The following is a 17,278-nucleotide window of genomic DNA, read 5'->3' as shown; positions in this document are numbered from 1 at the left end:
GCTCATCCCGCGTGCAGCGGGTTGGCCACGGTGCCGTGCACGACGGCGTGCGGGCGTTCGGCACGGTCCCGGTACCCGTCGGCGTGCAGCCGGTTGCGGTTGAGGCAGAGCCGGTCGATGCGCGGGGTCAGCAGGTCGAAGAGCGTGAAGCGGTCGCCGAGTTCGGGGAACCGCCGCTGGTGGCCGAGGATGGTCCCCCGGACCATGGCCCAGAACTCCGCCTCCGGAATGCCGAGTTGCTGCTCGCAGAGCGGCGCCAGGTAGCGGAACACGCCGACGAAGAGCCCGGCGTGCAGGAACTGGGTGAGGAACGCGGGCGGTTCGGTGAGCAGCACCTCCCGCACGTCGGCGGGCACGTCGGCGAGTTCCGGCAGGGGTGCCGCGCTGAGGTTGACGTCGTCGACGAAGTCCTTGACCGCGAGCCGGACCGGCACGTCACGGGCGTCGTAGACGACCACGGCGTTCTCGCCGTGCGGGGAGAACACCGTGCCGTAGCGGTAGAGGAAGTGCAGCAGCGGCGGCAGCAGGGCGGACAGCAGGTGCTGGAGCCAGTCGCGCGGGTCGAGCCCGGAACGCGCGACCAGTTCGGTGGTGACCGCCCGGCCGTCGGCCCCGGTGTGCAGCAGCGCGGCCAGGGTGCGGGCCCGCTCACCGGGCGCGAGGTACCCGGTGACGGGCTCCCTCCAGATGCATCCGAGCAGTTCGCGGTACTGGTAGGGCACCTCGGGCAGCCGGTCGTACAGCGGGTGCTCGACCGTCACCGAGGCGACCTCGCCGAGCAGGACCACCCGGCTCTCCTTGAGGAACTGGTCGCTGTCGCGCAGGGAGTGGATCCAGCGGGTGACGGCCGGTGCTGCGAGCGTGCGTTCGGTCGGAAGCCCACGCCAGACCAAGGTGTTCAGCACCGACAGCGGCAGTTTCACACTGAGGTTCCCGGGCCGGCTCATGTTGAGGAAGGTGCGCACGGACTGCTGCGGAAGCCGCTGGTCCTCGTCGGGCGGCAGCGCGATGATCCCGGCGTCACTCAGCTGGGCGGCGAAGAGCGTCGCGATGGTCGTGTCCCACTACCAGGGGTGCACGGGAAGCCACAGATAGTCGGCGGGGTCGTGCCCCTGCTCGGCGACGGTCCGGGCGAAGCGGTCGCGGGTCGCCTGGCTGAGTTCACGCGCGTAGAGCGTCTCGGGCGTGGCCAGTGAGGGCACCCCGCGGTACCTGGCCAGTCGGCGGTGCACCGCTGTCCAGGGCAACCGGACGGGGTTGCGGGCCTCGGGTGCCCAGCGGTCGGTGTCGGCGGCCGAGAATCCGATGCGGCCCTTGTTGGCGACCAGCCACGGGTGCCCGCGCATATGGCCTTCCAGCTCGGCGTAGCCGAGGTCGGCGAGCTCGGCGGCGCTCAGCGCGCCTGCGGCGAGGCGGGTGTCGGCCCGCAGGGTGGCGGTCAGCTCGCGCAGCAGGTGCCCGGTGGTGTCGCCGCTCAGCCGGAGCAGCGACGTGTGGGCACGGGCGAGGAACTCCAGCGGGTCGCCGGAGGGGGCGAGTGAGTCGGGATCGATCCGCCAGTGGCCGTACGCGCCGCGGTCGGCCCGGAAGCGGTAGACCGGGCCGCCGGGCACCTCGATCCGGTACGTCCCCTCGCGCCGGCCCGGGGGCCGGTCGCCGGCTGCGGCCGCCGGGCGGCCGTCGGGGGCGGCGCCGGGGGCGCTGTCAGGGACGGGTGTCAGGATGCCCTCGTAGGCGAACTCGGCGAACATCTTGGCCAGCAGCTGGCGGGCGGCGTGCCGCCACCCGCTCGGTGAAGGGTGCAAGCGCGGTCTCCTGGGGTCGAGGGCGGGGCGGAACGTGCCGCGTGGGCGACCGACGTCACAGCACGTGGCGCAGCAGGCGGTCCCGTACGAGCAGCGCGGCGCGCTTGTCGGGCAGGTCCACCTCGGCGCTGAGGCGGAAACCCGCCCCGAGGAACGCGGCGACGGAGGGCGTGTTGTGCAGGTCGGGCTCGGCCACCACCCGGGTGCAGTCGGGGCGGCTGTCGAGGATCAGGTCGGCGACCGCCCGCAGCAGCGCCGTGCCGGTGCCGCTCCCCCGCTGTGCTGCGGGCCCGATGAGGACGTGCACGCCGGTGTCGTGCGGGCGGGCCGGGTAGTGGCGGGCGAGCGGGTCGAGGTCGGCGCGGTAGATCTCCCAGTAGCTCATCGGGGTGCCGTCGAGCACGCCGAGGCAGGGCACGCTGCGGCCGTCGCCCGTGAGCTGGGGCCGCAGATGGGCCGCGGTGACCGCGGCGTCACCGGCCAGCGCCCAGTAGCGGTGCACGGCGGGGTCGTTCATCCAGCCGGTCAGCAGGGCGAGATCGCGTTGCTGGCGGACGGGCACGAGTTGCAGCAGTCCGACGCGGGTGGCGGCCGGTGGCCAGTGCGGCACGTCGTCGAGCAGGTCGGCGGACGGCGGCCCGGCGGTGGTGTGCTCCGGCAGTTCCCGGGGCGGCCGGTACCCGGGTTGCCCGTCGGGAAGTTGCCGGCCGGCGAGGGCGACGACCTCCGGCGGCAGGTCCAGCTCCAGCGTCTCGTCGTTACTGCCGGCATCCGTCGCCGGGTCGGTGGACGGCATGGCGTCGCCTCCTTGGGTGGGGAGCGCGCGGCGGTCAGCCGGCTGCCAGCGGGTTGGGCACGTCGACGTAGACGGACTGGGTGTCCACCGGCCCGACCAGTTCGTCCAGGCCGTGGAGCCGGGTCAGGAGGTTGGCCTTGCAGCGCAACGTCGGCGTGTGCAGCAGCAGTTCGGGCAACGGCGAGCGGGGTGTCCCGCTCGCCGCGGGGACCTGGGTGTGCAGGAAGCGGCGGAAGGCGGCGAGCAGCAGCCGCTCGTCGGCGAGTTGCTGGGAGCCGAACGCGCCGATCAGGCCGAACACGTTGTTGATCCCGAGGTAGTAGGCGAAGCGCTCGTCGGTGACGGGGTCGCTGACGAAGCTGTCGCTGGCCTCACCGGCGCCGGGCAGCAGCTTCTGCAGGGCATCGCGGTGCGACTCGCGGAAGTAGAAGCCCTGGTTGTCCCGGTACCGGCCGCCGTCGGGCCAGCCGTCGGCGTCAAGCGACACCAGGGTGTTCTGCTGGTGCGCCTCCAGCGCGATGCCCGCCTCGGCGTCCAGCCACAGCACGGGTCGCACGACGGTGTCGAGGTAGCGCAGGAACCACTCGGCGGCGACCGCGCCGACGCCGCGTCCGGTGCGCGCGGCGAGCAGGTGCACGAGGTCGGCGAGCCGGGACCGCAGCCGGTGGTCCGGCTGGCCCGGCCAGGGGCGCGGCGAGGTGAGAGCGGCGACGCACAGCACGTCGCTGTCGGCCGTGAACGGGTTGTGCCGGATGACGGTGTCGAGCCCGGGCAGGGGTTCGCCGTCCGCGGTGTCCACACCGATCCAGGCCGGGTCGCGGACCACGTCGAAGCCGGCCCGGCCGGAGGACGCCGCCCGCCAGCGGTCGCTGAGGCCGGTACGCAGCAACCGGTGGACCTCGACTCCCCGGTGTGCCTCCTTTCGCAGGTTCTCGCGCCGCGAGTTGGTGATGCGCAGCCCTAGGGAGAGCTTCAGCATCGCCGGGGCGTCGGGGCGGTGCACGGTGCGGATGGAGGACGTGGGATGCCAGGGCTCGCCATGCGGGCCGAGGTCGTGCAGCAGCCCGGCGTCGAGCAGCGCGGCGACGGCCGGGCGGTGCCGGGCGTCGCGGGCCTGCCATGGGTGCAGCGGCAGCGGCACGCTCCCCTCGGGCAGGTGCAGGCCGGGTCCGGCGAGACGGTGCGCCAACTGCTCGGCAGTGACGCCGCGTCCGCGTTCGGTCCAGGCGGAGTCGGCGGCGAGCGCGGTGCGGTCGACGGCGAACCAGTGCAGGGGGAAGGCGCCGTACGACTCGGGTGACCAGCATTGGGCCTCGGCGTCGGTCAGTCCCTCGCGGCTCTTGGGGGTGGGGTGCAGGGGGTGGCCGAGCAGGAGCGACTGCTCCCCGGCGAGGTAGGGGTCGGCGCCGGGCGGCGGCCCGGGCTCGGCCCGGCGCTCGACGAGAAAGACGGCGGTGCGCCGTACGGAGTCGGCGACGCGGGCGACGAGGTCGGTGCCGTCCGCCCCGGGCGTCGACGCCGTCGTCGTCCCGCTGCCGTCCGGGGTGTCGACGCTGGGCGGCGGTACGTCGGCGGCCGGGATCTGCGGGGCGGCGGCCTCCCGGGCGAGCAGCGCGGCGAGGGTCACGGCGTCGACGCCGGGGGCGTCCAGGGGCACGCCCTCCAGCTGCGGCGTGCCGAAGCGGTGCAGACCGGTGGCGGACCAGTGGCGGACCGGGACGCGCAGCGCGGTACCGCTCGCCTCCAGGGGCAGGAGCAGTACCCCCGTTCCGCCCGGATCGGGGGTACCCGTCTCTCTGATCCAGCAGCGCAGCAGCGCTTCGGTACCCGCGGCGTCGGCAGCCCGTGCCGGGTCGGGGTGCTCCAGCGGGTCGGGGTGCACCAACGGATCGGTGTGCTCCGGCGCTTCGGACGGGGCCGAGGCGGCCGGCTGCTCGGCGGCCGGGGAGTCCGGGCGGGTGCGGCGCTGGCGGGGCACGGCGGGTTCGAGCAGCCGGGCGAGGCGTTTGCGCACCGGGAGCCGATCGCCTGCCGGGCCCTCCTCGAACTCGGGTCCTGCGTTCACTGAGCTGCCTCCCTGGACGTGCCGGGGGGCCGCCGCCGGACAGCCCGTTCGGAGTAACGAGCGTGCCGCCCGAAGAACACGGCCCCCGGCAAGATCCTTCGCCCCGGCGCACCGCGTGGCGCGGAGCGGGGTGCGGGGTCCCTGCCGGGGGCGTGTTCCCTTCGTGGCTGCCTCACGGTCACCTGATGACCAGGTCCACCTGGCCGCCAGGAGCGCCGCTGGGGTCAGCGGGTGGAGAAGCGGTGGATCGTGGTGGAGCGGTAGGTGCCGCCCGGCCGCAGGACCGTGGACGGGAAGTCGGGCTGGTTCGGCGAGTCGGGGAAGTGCTGGGTCTCCAGGCAGAGGCCGTCGCCCTGCCGGTAGGTCCGCCCGGAGGTGCCGGCCACGGTGCCGTCGAGGAAGTTGCCGGAGTAGAACTGCAGACCGGGCTCGGTGGTGGCGATCTCCATCGTGCGGCCCGAAGCGGGGTCGCGCAGGGTGGCGACCGGCTCGGGTGTCGTGGTGACGCCCTTGTCGAGCACCCAGTTGTGGTCGTAGCCCTTGGCCGTGAGCAGTTGCGGGTGGGCGGTGCGGATGTCACGGCCGATCGTGTGCTGCCGCCGGAAGTCGAAGGGGGTGCCGGCCACCGGGGCCAGCTCCCCGGTGGGGATCAGGCCGGTGTCGGTGGGTGCGAAGCGGCTTGCGGCGAGGCGCAGTTCGTGGTCCAGCACGGTACCGCTGCCCTCTCCGGCGAGGTTGTAGTAGGCGTGGTTGGTGAGGTTGACGACGGTCGCCCGGTCGGTGGTGGCGCGGTAGTCGATCCGCCAGTCACCGTCGTGGGTGAGGGTGTAGACGACCTTCACCCGCAGCGTGCCCGGGTAGCCCATCTCGCCGTCCGGGCTCACGTACCGCAGCACGAGTCCGGAACCGGCCGGGCCGGCGAAGGACTCGACGTCCCACACCCGCTTGTCGAAGCCGCCGGTGCCGCCGTGCAGGCTGTTGTCGCCGTCGTTGACGGAGAGTTGGTGGGTGGTGCCGTCGAGGGTGAAGCGGCCGTTCGCGATGCGGTTGCCGTAGCGACCGATCAGTGCGCCGAAGTAGGCGCCGGCGTCCAGGTAGCCCTGGACGCTGTCGCAGCCCAGGGACACGTTGGCGTATCTGCCCCGGCGGTCCGGCAGCTCCAGGGAGTGCACGATTCCGCCGTAGGACAGCACGCTGATCCGGGTACCGCCGCGCTGCCACCTCCAGCGGTGGACCCTGGTGCCGTCGGGCAGCCTGCCGAACGGGTCCCGCACCGGTTTCCCGCCGTACGCGTCCGCGTCGGCGCCTGGCGTGCCGGCGGCGTGCGATCTGCCGGCGGCGGCAGCGGTGATCCCTGCGGCGGCGGCAGCGGCCAGCACGGTGCGCCGTGCCGTCCCGGTGCTCGGTTTTCCCTGCTCGGTCATGTGCGGCTCCAGGTGGATGGCTTCGGAAAAGGCCCTCAGCGTTGCGGAGTGTGCGATCCGTGCTGCGCGGGCCTCCCGGCCGACCCGGCGCTTGTTCCAGATTTCGAACCCGGCGGCGTCGAGCAGCGCGACGCCCCGGGTGGCATGGCCTTCGGGTCGTCTCGGTGCCTGTGCGGACTTGCCGGGCGGTGCGACCGGTGGCCGGGCGTGCGGTGGCGACCATCCGGCATGTTCGATATTTCGTCATGCGTTCGAAATGGTGGCGTGACCGTACGGCAGCGACCCCCGGGGGTGTCAATGGGTGTGACAGCAGTTGCCACCGCACAGCCTGGTCCCGCCGAGCCGGACACCGGTCGGATCAGCGATCGGCGTACCGGCCACCAGCGGGGATGCCGACCCGTCGCCCTGCCGTGGGGAATGCGGGACGGAGTGGCCGACCGAGCCCTCCCCCGAACGCCTCCGGCGCCCACAACTCCCTTGCCAAACGGTCTAGTTGTTCGACCCAGCGAACGTGACGGCCACCGCTGCGGGGACCGTTGACTGGCGACCTGATCCTTCCTATGGTGCGTTCGACTCGCCGTGCGTAGTCCGACATATCGAACACATCGAGGAGCGTACATGGCACGCAGACGATGGAGACTCGGACTCACCCTGAGCGCCGTGCTGGCCGGGACGCTGGCAGTCGCCCCCGGCGGGGCCACCCCGCCACCGGCGGACTACACACTCACCGTTGACCCCACCGGCACCGGCGCGCGCATCAACGACTCGATGTACGGCGTCTTCTACGAGGACATCAACCGAGCCGCCGACGGCGGTCTCTACGCCGAACTCGTGCAGAACCGGTCCTTCGAGTACTCCACCGCCGACAAAGCCGCCTACACGCCGCTGACCGCCTGGCAGGTGTCCGGCTCGGACGCGAAGGTCTCGGACGCGGAGGTCAAGGACGACGGCGGGCGCCTGAACGCGCGCAACCGGAACTACCTCTCCCTCGGCGGCGGCACGTCCGTGACCAACTCCGGCTACAACACCGGCATCGCCGTCGAGGAGGGCAAGCGGTACGACTTCTCCGTCTGGGCCCGCGCGGACGAGGCGTCCGCCGCCCCGCTCACCGTCACGCTGCACGACTCCTCAGGACGGCTCGCCGCCGTCCGCCGGGTCACCGCGCGCGGCGGCTGGGCGAAGTACACCGCGACGTTCACCGCCACCCGGACCTCCACCACCGGTCGGCTGACCGTCGCCGCGGCCCGGCCGACCGCACTCGACATGGTCTCCCTGTTCCCCCGCGACACCTACAGGGGACGCACCAACGGACTGCGCAAGGACCTGGCCGAGAAGATCGCCGCCCTCCAGCCCGGTTTCCTCCGCTTCCCCGGCGGCTGCCTGGTCAACACCGGGAGCCACGAGGGCTACACCGAGGACTCCGGCTGGGAGCGCAACCGCTCGTACCAGTGGAAGGACACCGTCGGCCCGGTGGAGCAGCGCGCCACCAACGCGAACTTCTGGGGCTACAACCAGAGTTACGGGCTGGGCTACTTCGAGTACTTCCAGTTCGCGAAGGACGTCGGCGCCATGCCCCTGCCCGTCGTGCCCGCCCTGGTGACCGGCTGCGGCCAGAACAAGGCCACCGACGACCCGGCGCTGCTGAAGCGCCACATCCAGGACACCCTGGACCTGATCGAGTTCGCGAACGGACCGGTCACCAGCGAGTGGGGCGCCAAGCGGGCGGAGATGGGGCACCGCGAGCCGTTCGGCCTCACCCACCTCGGAGTGGGCAACGAGGAGAACCTGCCCGAGGAGTACTTCGCCCGGCTGGCCGAGTTCCGGAAGGCGATCGAGGCGAAGCACCCCGAGATCACCGTGATCGCCAACTCCGGCCCCGACGACGCCGGTCCTGTCTTCGACCGGGCGTGGGAACTGAGCCGCCAGACGGGCGCGGCCATGGTGGACGAGCACTACTACAACAGCCCGCAGTGGTTCCTGGAGAACAACGACCGCTACGACTCCTACGACCGCGAGGGCCCGGACGTCTTCCTCGGCGAGTACGCCTCGCGGGGAAACAGGTTCTCCAACGCCCTCGCCGAAGCGGCCTTCATGACGGGCCTGGAACGCAACGCGGACGTCGTGAAACTGGCCTCCTACGCTCCCCTGCTGGCCAACCAGGACTACGTGCAGTGGACGCCCGACATGATCTGGTTCGACAACGCGCGCTCGTGGGGCTCGGCCAACTACGAGATGCAGAAGCTGTTCATGACCAACGTCGGGGACGAGGTGGTGCCGTCCACCGCGTCGGGCACTCCGGGCCTCTCGGAGCCGATCACCGGCGCGGTGGGCCTGTCCACCTGGGCGACCAGCGCCGCCTACGACGACGTGCACGTGACCGACGCGGACGGCCGCACCCTGCTGTCGGACGACTTCTCGGCCGGTGACGGCCGATGGACGAGGACCGCCGGCGCCGGCTCGTGGGCCGTCCGGGACGGGGCGTTCGTCCAGACGGACGTGGAGGCGGAGAACACCCTCGTCACCGCGGGTGACAAGGGCTGGCAGAACTACGACCTGCGGGTGAAGGCCACCAAGCAGTCCGGCCGGGAGGGCTTCCTGATCGCGTTCGGCGTCCAGGACACCGGCAACCACTACTGGTGGAACCTGGGCGGCTGGGGCAACACCCGGTCCGCGGTGGAGAAGTCGGTGGACGGCGGCAAGCAGACGATGGTCGAGAACGGTACGAGAATCGAGACCGGCCGTAGCTACGACGTGCGGGTCTCCGTCCGCGACCGCCGGGTGACCCTGTACCTCGACGGCGAGAAGTGGGGGGAGTTCACGGACGACAAGGTGGCCGAGCCGTTCCGCCAGGTCGTCACGCGCGACACGTCGCGCGGCGAACTCCTCGTCAAGGTGGTCAACGCGCAGGCCTCCGAGGCCCGCACCGAGATCAACCTGGGCACGCGGACGGCACCGACCGCCCGGGTGACGACGCTGGCCGCCGACCCGTCCGCCGAGAACACCGCGGAGTCCCGGCCGGTCAGACCGGTCCGTTCGACCCTGCGCGGGGTGGACGAACGCTTCACCCACACCTTTCCCGCACACTCGGTGACCTTCCTCCGGATCAGGACCCGCTGAGGTTCGGTGGGCGGGGCGCCCGGGAACCACGGACCCGCTCATGGCCGTCGTAGCGACCACCGGCATAGTGGGGGGTCGCCTCTCTCTGCGGGTGAGGTGCATGACAAGTCCACACGCACGGTGATCCACTCAGGGGGAGTTCTCCATGTCTTCGAAGTCCAAGGCGGCCGGACGCCGTCCGGCGTTCGCCGCGGCAGCCGTGATCGCGGCCCTGGCGGTGACCGCCACGGCCTGCGGTCCCGGTGAGGACGACGCAAAGCCGGGCGCCTCGGCGACCGCGGAAGCGGGCAAGCAGGACCTGACGCTCCCGGAGAACCTCCCCACCTCCCTGGAGGGCCTGAAGAAGTGGAAGGAGGGCGAGTGGGACAACTGGAACCCCGAGGGCTGGCTCGGCGAGGCCAAGGACTTCGTCAACCCGATCATCGAGGACCTGTGGGACCCGGACCGCATGGAGGAGGCCCAGGAGCCCGACCGGGAGATCGACGAGAGCGACCTGGAGGAGGACGACGGTGGCGGCGGCACCGGTGAGGACGAGGGCGTGACGGACCCCACACCGGCCAAGGTCGACGCGACGCCCGTGCAGCAGCCGTACACCCGCACCGCCGCCGCGCACGGCAAGGTCTTCATGGACACGCCGCGCGGTCAGATGGTGTGCTCGGCGACCGTCGTCCAGGATCCGGAGAACCCCGGCGCCTCGAACCTGGTCGCCACCGCCGGCCACTGCGTGCACGGGGGCAAGGGCAAGGGCTGGTTCCGCAACGTGGTGTTCGTGCCCGGCTACAACCCCAAGGGCCTGGCCTCCGCCCAGTTGGAGACCGCGCCCGAGTCGGAGGTCCTTCCGCACGGCGTGTGGTGGGCCGACAAGGCCGCCACCACCGACCACTGGCGCGAGGCGGGCGAGGAGCGCGGCGGCAAGGGCGCCCAGCAGGATTTCGCGATGTTGAAGGTGCGCCCGGAGAACGGCGGCGGAACCTCCCTGGAGCAGACGGTCGGCGCCGCGGTCAAGGTCAACTTCGCCACGCCCGCGGTCGGTTCGATGAACGACCTGACCGCCCGCGGTTACCCCGCGGCCGAGCCGTTCGACGGCAGCCGCATGTACTCCTGCACCGACAGCCCCAGCCGTCTCACGATCGACGCCGGGCAGCCGACGATGTACCGCATCGGCTGCACCATGACCGGCGGCTCCTCGGGCGGCGGCTGGCTGGCGCGCGGCACGGGCGGCGACGACGAGCTGCTCTCGGTGACCTCCATCGGTCCGGTCACCTCCGACTGGCTCGCCGGTCCCCGACTGGGCGCCGAGGCCAAGGCCGTCTTCGACACCGTCCGCAAGTAGCGGCACCATGGTGGGACCGGCCGACGGGTGACCGGCGGCCGGCCCGCCCTTCCCACGCCCGCACGACGGCCGGGTGCCCCGCCGTCCGCCCGCCCCTCACCGGGAGTCCCCACCGATGCTCTCCCCGCGTATCCGCCGTGTACTCGCCGCCGGAGCGGCCGGTTCGCTGCTCGCCCTGGCCGCGGCCTGCGGATCCGCCCCCGGTGAGGCGGGCGGGCCGCCCTCGCCCCGGGCGGGTGACAGCACGGACCTGGACCGCGGGCTGCCCACGGACCTGCCGGACGCGCTCGGCGATCTGGGCAAGTGGAAGGACGGCGGCTGGAACACCTGGGACCGCGAGAAGTGGCTGCGGGAGGCCGCCGACTTCGTGAACCCGCACGTCAAGGGCTTGTGGGACGCCGACCGGATGCACGAGGCGGAGGAGAGCCACCCGGAGGTCACCGACGAGGAGCTGGCCGCGGCCTCCGCCGACAGCGACCCGGAGCCGGCGGCCGTCCGGGCGGAGCAGGTGCGCACGCCGTACCACCAGAACGCCGCCCCCGTCGGCAAGGTCTTCTTCGACACCCCGCGCGGCCCGATGGTCTGCTCCGGCACCGTCGTCCAGGACCCGCGCAACCCCGGCCGGTCCGACCTCGTCGCCACGGCCGGGCACTGCGTGCACGGGGGCCGCAACGAGGGCTGGTACCGCAACATCATGTTCGTGCCGTCGTACAACGACGAGGGCCACCCGGCCGAGCAGGTGGGCGACACGCCGCAGCGCGAGGTCGCGCCGTACGGCATCTACTGGGCCCAGTGGGCACAGACCACGTCGTACTGGATCGACCGGGGTGACGCGGCGGCCGGCGCGGCAGGCGCCGCGCAGGACTTCGCCGTGCTCCGGGTGCAGTCGGAGAGCGGCGAGGGGCAGAGCCTGGAGGAGACCGTCGGCAACGCGCTGAAGATCAACTTCGAGGGTCCGCAGCCCGACCGGCTGGAAGCCCTCAGCTCCTACGGCTACCCGGCCGCCCCACCGTTCGACGGCGCGCTGATGCACACCTGCACCGACGCCCCGGGCCGGCTGTTCGTGGACCCGTCCCAGCCGCCCATGTACCGCATCGGCTGCACCATGACCGGAGGCACCTCCGGCGGCGGCATGTACATCGCCGGTGCCCGGGGCAAGGCCGAGCTGGTGTCCGTCAACGCCATCGGACCGCAACCGGCGACCTGGCTCGCCGGCCCCTACCTGGGCGAGGACGCCAAGGGAGTCTTCGACGCGGTCAGCAAGCAGCACGCCGGCCGCAGCTGAGCCCGCGCCGCCCCCGGCACAGGCACAGGCTCGGGCGGGGAACGGCTTCAGCGGGCCCGGGCCGCCATCGGGCTGCGCTCGGTGCGGCTGCCGGGTACCGGGGCGGAGGCGTCCTCGCCGAGTTCCACGATGCGGTTGTCCGCGTCGACGTGCACCACTGAGGGCCGGAAGCTGCGCGCCTCGGCGTCCGGCAACTGGGCGTAGCTGATGAGGATGACCAGGTCACCGGGGTGTACCAGGTGCGCGGCGGCACCGTTGATGCCGATCACGCCGCTGCCGCGTCGGCCCTCGATGACGTACGTCTCCAGCCGGGCGCCGTTGGTGACGTCCACGATGTGCACCAGCTCGCCGGGCAGCAGGTCGGCGGCGTCCATCAGGTCGGCGTCGATCGTCACCGACCCGACGTAGTGCAGGTCGGCCTCGGTGACCGTGGCGCGGTGGATCTTGGACTTGAACATGGTGCGCATCATGTCGGGACTCCAGGAAGGTCGGCTCCCTGCCTGCTTTCTGCAGGTCAAGGGCGTTCCTCACTCTACCCTGGCACACGTCGGACTCGAAGGTTGTGAGGAACATCGCTTCCCCCTGACGAAGGGGCTCCCTGCCTGGGCTTCCGTGCGAACCAGGTGTTGTAACCCCGCCGAACAGGCGCCTGCTCGGTTTTCGTCTCGGAATCTGCGGGGCCTGATGCTGATCAGATGCTGACTTCCCTGACGACACATCAGGTGCAGCGATCGCCACTCAGCGATCCCGATGCCCGCCTACCCGCATCACCGTCCTCGTCGAGGCCGTCCACTGCCTGCACCAGGCCAGCTCAGCCTGATGATGGAAAACGCTCGCTCATGCGATGTGATCGGGTCTCCGGCCGGTTCGGCCCTTCATCGGGAGTTTCCCGACACGAAGGCCGGCCGGGCTGATGTAATCGGCGGCTGACGGCTGGGGACCAAGGGGGACCATCATGCAGGCCAAGGAAACACTGTTCGCCGATCTCCTGCAGGGCCGGGCCCAGCAGTTCCAGGTGCCGCTCTACCAACGGACGTACTCCTGGACCGAGAAACACCTCAAACAGCTGTGGAGCGACATCCTGGAACAGGCCGGGCTGATCGAATCGGCGGAGGAGACGGCGAGCACACACTTCCTCGGTTCGGTCGTGCTCGCACCGTCACCGCAGAACGACGCGACGTTCCCCCGCTGGCTCGTCGTCGACGGCCAGCAACGGCTGACCACGCTGTCCCTGGCCCTGGCCGCCATCCGAGATCATGTCTCGGATGCCGCGCCGAACGAGGCCCAGCGCATCGACGAGCAATACCTGATCAACAAATGGAACAGCGGCAACGACCACCTCCGTCTGCTGCCGACGCAGGCGGACCGGTCGCAGTTCGCCGCCCACATCCGCGGCCCACTCACCGGCCAGGACACCGGCAGCGGCGTCGCCACCGCCTACGCCTACTTCCGCAAGAAGTTGGTCGAGACGGACGATCCGGCGAACCCGCAGGACGTGTTCCGCATCGAGCAGGCGATCACCTCCCGGCTCGCGCTGGTGGCGGTGACCGCCGAGCGCGGCGACAACGTGCACCGCATCTTCGAGTCGCTCAACAACACCGGCCTCAAACTGAGCCAGGCCGACTTGCTGCGCAACTACCTCTTCATGCGGCTCCGGACTCGCGGCGAGCACGTCTACGAGACATACTGGCTCCCTCTCCAGGACAGTCTGAGCAACGATGAGCTGGAACAGCTCATGTGGTTGCAACTGGTGCTCGACGGTGACGACCGAGTCCGCCGCCAGGACCTGTACACCGCCCAGCAGAAGCGCTTCGAGGACACCAGGACCGGCGACGCGGAGATCGAGGAGTACATCAGGGGACTCCACCGTCGCAGCACCCACTTCCGCCGGCTGCTGCACCCCGAGGAGGAGGGCGATCCCGCGGTCCGGGCCGCGCTCCGCCGCCTGGACGCATGGCACGCGGTTGTCACCTACCCCGCCTTGATGCTGCTGCTCGACCGGCGCGAGCGCGGGGAGCTGGACTCCTCCGAGACCGCCCGCGCCCTGGCTTACATCGAGAGCTTCCTCGTCCGCCGGATGATCTGCCGGGTCCCGACCAACAACCTCAACCGGATCTTCCAGGCCGTGCCGGGACAACTCCCGCTCAACCTTCCCGTCGCCGAAGGACTGCACCGACTCCTCTCCTCCGAGAACCGCTTCTGGCCCGACGACGCCGATCTTCGCGAGAAGATCCGAAAGGCGCCGTTCTACCAGTACGGGCGGTGGCAGCAGCGCAAACTGGTCCTGCAACGGCTGGAGGAGAGCTACGGGCATCCCGAACCGGTCGACTTCGCCGCCGCACAGCTGACCATCGAGCACGTCATGCCGCAGTCGCCCGGCAACGAGTGGCTGCGCGCGCTGAGCGAGGAAGCGACCGGCGAGGAGACCGCAGAAGAACTGCACGCCCAGTTCCAGCACACCCTCGGCAACCTGACGCTCACCGCAGTCAACGCGGAGCTGTCCAATCACCTGTTCGAGCGCAAACGGGATCTCCTGCGAGGCAGCCACCTGGAGTTGAACCGCCGCATCGCCGCCACCGAGGGCTGGGGCGTGCGCGAGATCCTCGGACGCGCCGACGAACTCGCCGACCGGGCCATCGCATTGTGGCCAGCCCCGCTGCGCGGAGTGGGCCGCGCGGAACGCAGCCGCGACTGGCAGCTCGCCCACCAGGTCCTCGCCACGCTCCCTCACGGCACCTGGACCTCGTATGGCGACCTCGCCGCCTTCCTCGGCTCCGGCGCCCAGGCCGTAGGCAACCACCTGGCCAACACCCCCAACGTAGCCAAGGCGTACCGTGTCCTCACCTCCGAGGGCAAGGTCTCCGACGGCTTCCGCTGGGCGACGCCCCAGGACGCGGAAGGCGACGACGTCCGCGGCCGCCTGGCCGCCGACGGCGTCCGCCTCACCGCCGCCGGGGCCGCCGACCCGACCCAGCGGCTCACCGCCGACGACCTCGCCGCACTTCTCGCCGGCACGGACGACGACCAGGCGGACGGTGAGGACACAGCTGAGGACGGCAGCGTGGAGACACCGGGTGAGGAGACCCGCGCCGAACGGTTCTTCCGTCAACTCGGTGTGGACGACTCCCCCGAGACGGTTGAAGCGGTTCGGGCACTCTTCGCCCACTGGCAGGCGCTAGGCGGCTGGATCGGCCACGGCGCGGGACACGTCACCACGAGCGCGTCCTTCATGCTCGGTGAGGCGGGCCGCCCCGGCCGCGGCATCCGGCCGATGACGCTCTACCCCGGCGCCGGACGCGGCGGCACAGCGGAGGTGGTGTTCCAGTACCTCGCCGCGCGGGAGCCGTTCACAGACCGCGCGCTGCGCGCCGAACTCCTCACACGCCTCAACACCCTGGACGGCGTCGACATCCCGGAGGGGAAGCTGGAGTTGCGGCCCAACATCCGGCTGTCCCTGCTGGAGAAGGACAGCAACCGGGTATCGCTCGCCGAGACGCTGACGTGGTTCCGGGACCGCTGGGAGAGCCAGGCACCCCGATGATCTGCGGCCCCGGTTCTGACGGTCGCGGCCGTTGGCGCTCCCCCTGACCCGCACTCTCCCGGCCAGCACCCAGCCCGGTCGCCGAAGCGGTCCCGGCCATGCACGCGACTGCGTCACCGTCGGGACGCGCAAGTTTCGGTCTCAGGCCCCCGGCACGGACTCCACGAACCCCACGAACCGCGACCATCCCTCACGCCCGACGGCGAAGGGGCGACGCGTCACGTCCTTGGAGTCCCGCACGTACACGGCCCGTTCGGTGACGGCGACCTCCACACAGCTGTCGCCCTGGGTGCCGCTGTAGCTGGACTTGAACCAGGCGAGTTCCGTCGTGCTCATAGCTCTCCTCGGAGTCGCTCCAGCAGACCCCGCGAGTCTTGGGGGTTCAGGGCCTGCGAGCGCAGTGTGTCATAGCGCTGGTAGAGGAGACTCACCTCTTTCGCGTCGGAGATCAGCCGTCCGTTCTGCTGCCCTTCGGAGTATGCAAGCCGTCGCCGCTCCGGTGTCTCCAGGAGTTGCACGGGACCGTCCAGGCATGCATGGAACACGGCGTTCAACGGCATGACCTGGAGCGTCACGTTTCGAGGCGCGGTGAGTGCCAGCACATTGTCGAGCAGCCCCCGCGTCATCTCACACCCGCCAAGGTCACGCCGGAACAGGTGCTCCTCGACGATGAAGCTGAACGGCACGTTCGGCCGCTCACGCAGCGACTTCTGGCGCTCCAACCTCGCGACGACCTGAGCCTCCAACTGCTCATCCGACAGTGGCGGAATGCTGTTGTCGAACACCGCCCGCGCGTACCCCTCCGACTGCAACAACCCCGGCACCAGCCTGCACTCGTACGTGCACAGGCTCACCGCGACCTTTTCCAGCCGAGCCCACCGTCGGAACCAAGCCGCCAGTCCCGCCTCACCCCGCGTCAGGTGGCCGGCCGCCTTCCGCAGCGCTCCCGTGTTCCCCAGCGCCTCCTCCGCCCGCTCCACGAACGACTCATCGGGCATCCGCCGACCCAACTCCACGGATTCCACGGTGTGCTTGGAGAACTGGACCAGTGCTCCGAAGTCGACTCGGCTGAGCCCGGCATGCTCGCGCAGGGCCTGGACTACGGCCCCGAAGGTCCGCAGACTGTCGGAAGGGTCGGGCTCGCGCTCCCAGTCGCAAGCCGTCACGTCACTGCTGTCCGTCATACGCGGCCACCTCCAGGTGCGTACGTCCTCTGCGGCATCCCCGCGATCGACTCACCCACAGTGACGGCAGGTTCTCCGTACTGTCCACAAGACGTGCCCGTACGCTGACGCAGCGTACGGGCCGCGCTCCTGGAACACGCCCCCGCACGCCTGCCACGGTTTCCCCATGAACGCCCCCACGCCACAGATCCGCGCCACCGTACACACGTTCGCGCAGCAACTCTCCTCCACCCGTCGCGGCGCCCGCCTCGCCCGGCTCCTGGCCGTGGAACGGCTGGCAGCGTGGGAGGTGTCACCCCAGGTCACCGAGCGGGCCGAACACGTCGTCGCGGAACTGGCCGCCAACGCGGCGCTGCACGGTCGAGTCCAGGGCCGTGACTTCCTGCTGGCACTGACGCTGGACGAGGCGGCCGGAACCCTGCGCATCGCGTTGAGCGACACGCGGGGCGAGCGTCGTCCCGCGATGCCTCCGGACCGCGGCCCGGAGGACGTGTCGGGCCGAGGCCTGCTCCTGGTCGACGCGCTGGCCGACCGCTGGGGCACGGACCCCCGCCCACCCTCCGGCAAGACCGTCTGGGCGGAGTTCGGCCAGCCCAACGAGGTGTCGAAGACGCTTTCCGGCCAATCCGGTGAGCAACTCCGTTTGAGGAGTGCCCAACGCTTTGAGTGGACGTTAAGTCCGTTTCTGATAGCGGCCTCGTCCGGGTTGGGTGAGGAAGCCTTGGCGG

11 protein-coding genes and 1 pseudogene are annotated in these 17,278 nt (G+C 71.1%); 5 read left to right on the top strand and 7 right to left on the bottom strand.

Going from position 1 to position 17,278, the window contains the following annotated elements:
- Positions 1 to 2: 2 nt before the first annotated feature.
- The 4 genes and pseudogenes from QNO07_RS26385 to QNO07_RS26370 all read right to left on the bottom strand — a co-directional run bounded on the left by QNO07_RS26385 (position 3) and on the right by QNO07_RS26370 (position 6,090).
- Positions 3 to 1,805: pseudogene (locus tag QNO07_RS26385) on the bottom strand (IucA/IucC family protein).
- A 55-nt stretch (positions 1,806 to 1,860) separates the two neighbouring features.
- A complete protein-coding gene (locus QNO07_RS26380; RefSeq protein WP_283995027.1) occupies positions 1,861 to 2,601 on the bottom strand; it encodes a GNAT family N-acetyltransferase in 741 nt (246 codons plus the stop codon).
- A gap of 34 nt (positions 2,602 to 2,635) precedes the next feature.
- Positions 2,636 to 4,666: an IucA/IucC family protein gene (locus QNO07_RS26375; RefSeq protein ID WP_283995026.1), complete on the bottom strand. Its 2,031-nt coding sequence runs from the start codon at positions 4,664 to 4,666 to the stop codon at positions 2,636 to 2,638.
- 224 nt (positions 4,667 to 4,890) lie between these two features.
- Positions 4,891 to 6,090, bottom strand: coding sequence for an aldose epimerase family protein (locus QNO07_RS26370; RefSeq protein ID WP_283995025.1), 1,200 nt, complete (start codon positions 6,088 to 6,090; stop codon positions 4,891 to 4,893).
- Positions 6,091 to 6,708: 618 nt separating this feature from the next.
- On the opposite strand from QNO07_RS26370, the gene QNO07_RS26365 reads away from it, so the two are divergent.
- The 3 genes from QNO07_RS26365 to QNO07_RS26355 all read left to right on the top strand — a co-directional run bounded on the left by QNO07_RS26365 (position 6,709) and on the right by QNO07_RS26355 (position 11,825).
- The gene (locus QNO07_RS26365; protein WP_283995024.1) at positions 6,709 to 9,207 is read left to right on the top strand and encodes an alpha-L-arabinofuranosidase family protein; all 2,499 of its coding nucleotides are present in this window, start codon (positions 6,709 to 6,711) and stop codon (positions 9,205 to 9,207) included.
- A 145-nt stretch (positions 9,208 to 9,352) separates the two neighbouring features.
- On the top strand, positions 9,353 to 10,540 hold the full coding sequence (locus tag QNO07_RS26360) for a trypsin-like serine peptidase (protein ID WP_283995023.1): 1,188 nt from the start codon (positions 9,353 to 9,355) through the stop codon (positions 10,538 to 10,540).
- 115 nt (positions 10,541 to 10,655) lie between these two features.
- Positions 10,656 to 11,825, top strand: coding sequence for a trypsin-like serine peptidase (locus QNO07_RS26355; RefSeq protein ID WP_283995022.1), 1,170 nt, complete (start codon positions 10,656 to 10,658; stop codon positions 11,823 to 11,825).
- A 47-nt stretch (positions 11,826 to 11,872) separates the two neighbouring features.
- On the opposite strand, the gene panD is transcribed toward QNO07_RS26355, so the two are convergent.
- On the bottom strand, positions 11,873 to 12,295 hold the full coding sequence (panD, locus tag QNO07_RS26350) for an aspartate 1-decarboxylase (protein WP_283995021.1): 423 nt from the start codon (positions 12,293 to 12,295) through the stop codon (positions 11,873 to 11,875).
- Between the two features lie 485 nt (positions 12,296 to 12,780).
- Between panD and QNO07_RS26345 the strand changes: the two genes are divergently transcribed.
- Positions 12,781 to 15,366, top strand: a complete 2,586-nt coding sequence (locus tag QNO07_RS26345) for a GmrSD restriction endonuclease domain-containing protein (protein ID WP_283995020.1) — start codon at positions 12,781 to 12,783, stop codon at positions 15,364 to 15,366.
- 141 nt (positions 15,367 to 15,507) lie between these two features.
- Here the strand turns inward: QNO07_RS26345 and QNO07_RS26340 are convergent, their stop codons facing one another.
- Positions 15,508 to 15,702, bottom strand: a complete 195-nt coding sequence (locus QNO07_RS26340) for a DUF397 domain-containing protein (RefSeq protein WP_283995018.1) — start codon at positions 15,700 to 15,702, stop codon at positions 15,508 to 15,510.
- Positions 15,699 to 16,550: a helix-turn-helix domain-containing protein gene (locus QNO07_RS26335; RefSeq protein ID WP_283995017.1), complete on the bottom strand. Its 852-nt coding sequence runs from the start codon at positions 16,548 to 16,550 to the stop codon at positions 15,699 to 15,701. The genes QNO07_RS26340 and QNO07_RS26335 overlap by 4 nt, the downstream gene beginning before the upstream one ends.
- Positions 16,551 to 16,716: 166 nt before the next feature.
- Between QNO07_RS26335 and QNO07_RS26330 the strand changes: the two genes are divergently transcribed.
- Positions 16,717 to 17,278, top strand: a 562-nt coding sequence (locus tag QNO07_RS26330) for an ATP-binding protein (RefSeq protein WP_349636880.1), incomplete at its 3' end; no start/stop codon positions are given.

The organism is Streptomyces sp. 549 (assembly GCF_030124175.1).
Classification (GTDB): domain Bacteria; phylum Actinomycetota; class Actinomycetes; order Streptomycetales; family Streptomycetaceae; genus Streptomyces.
This window is presented reverse-complemented; position numbering and strand designations above follow the sequence as displayed.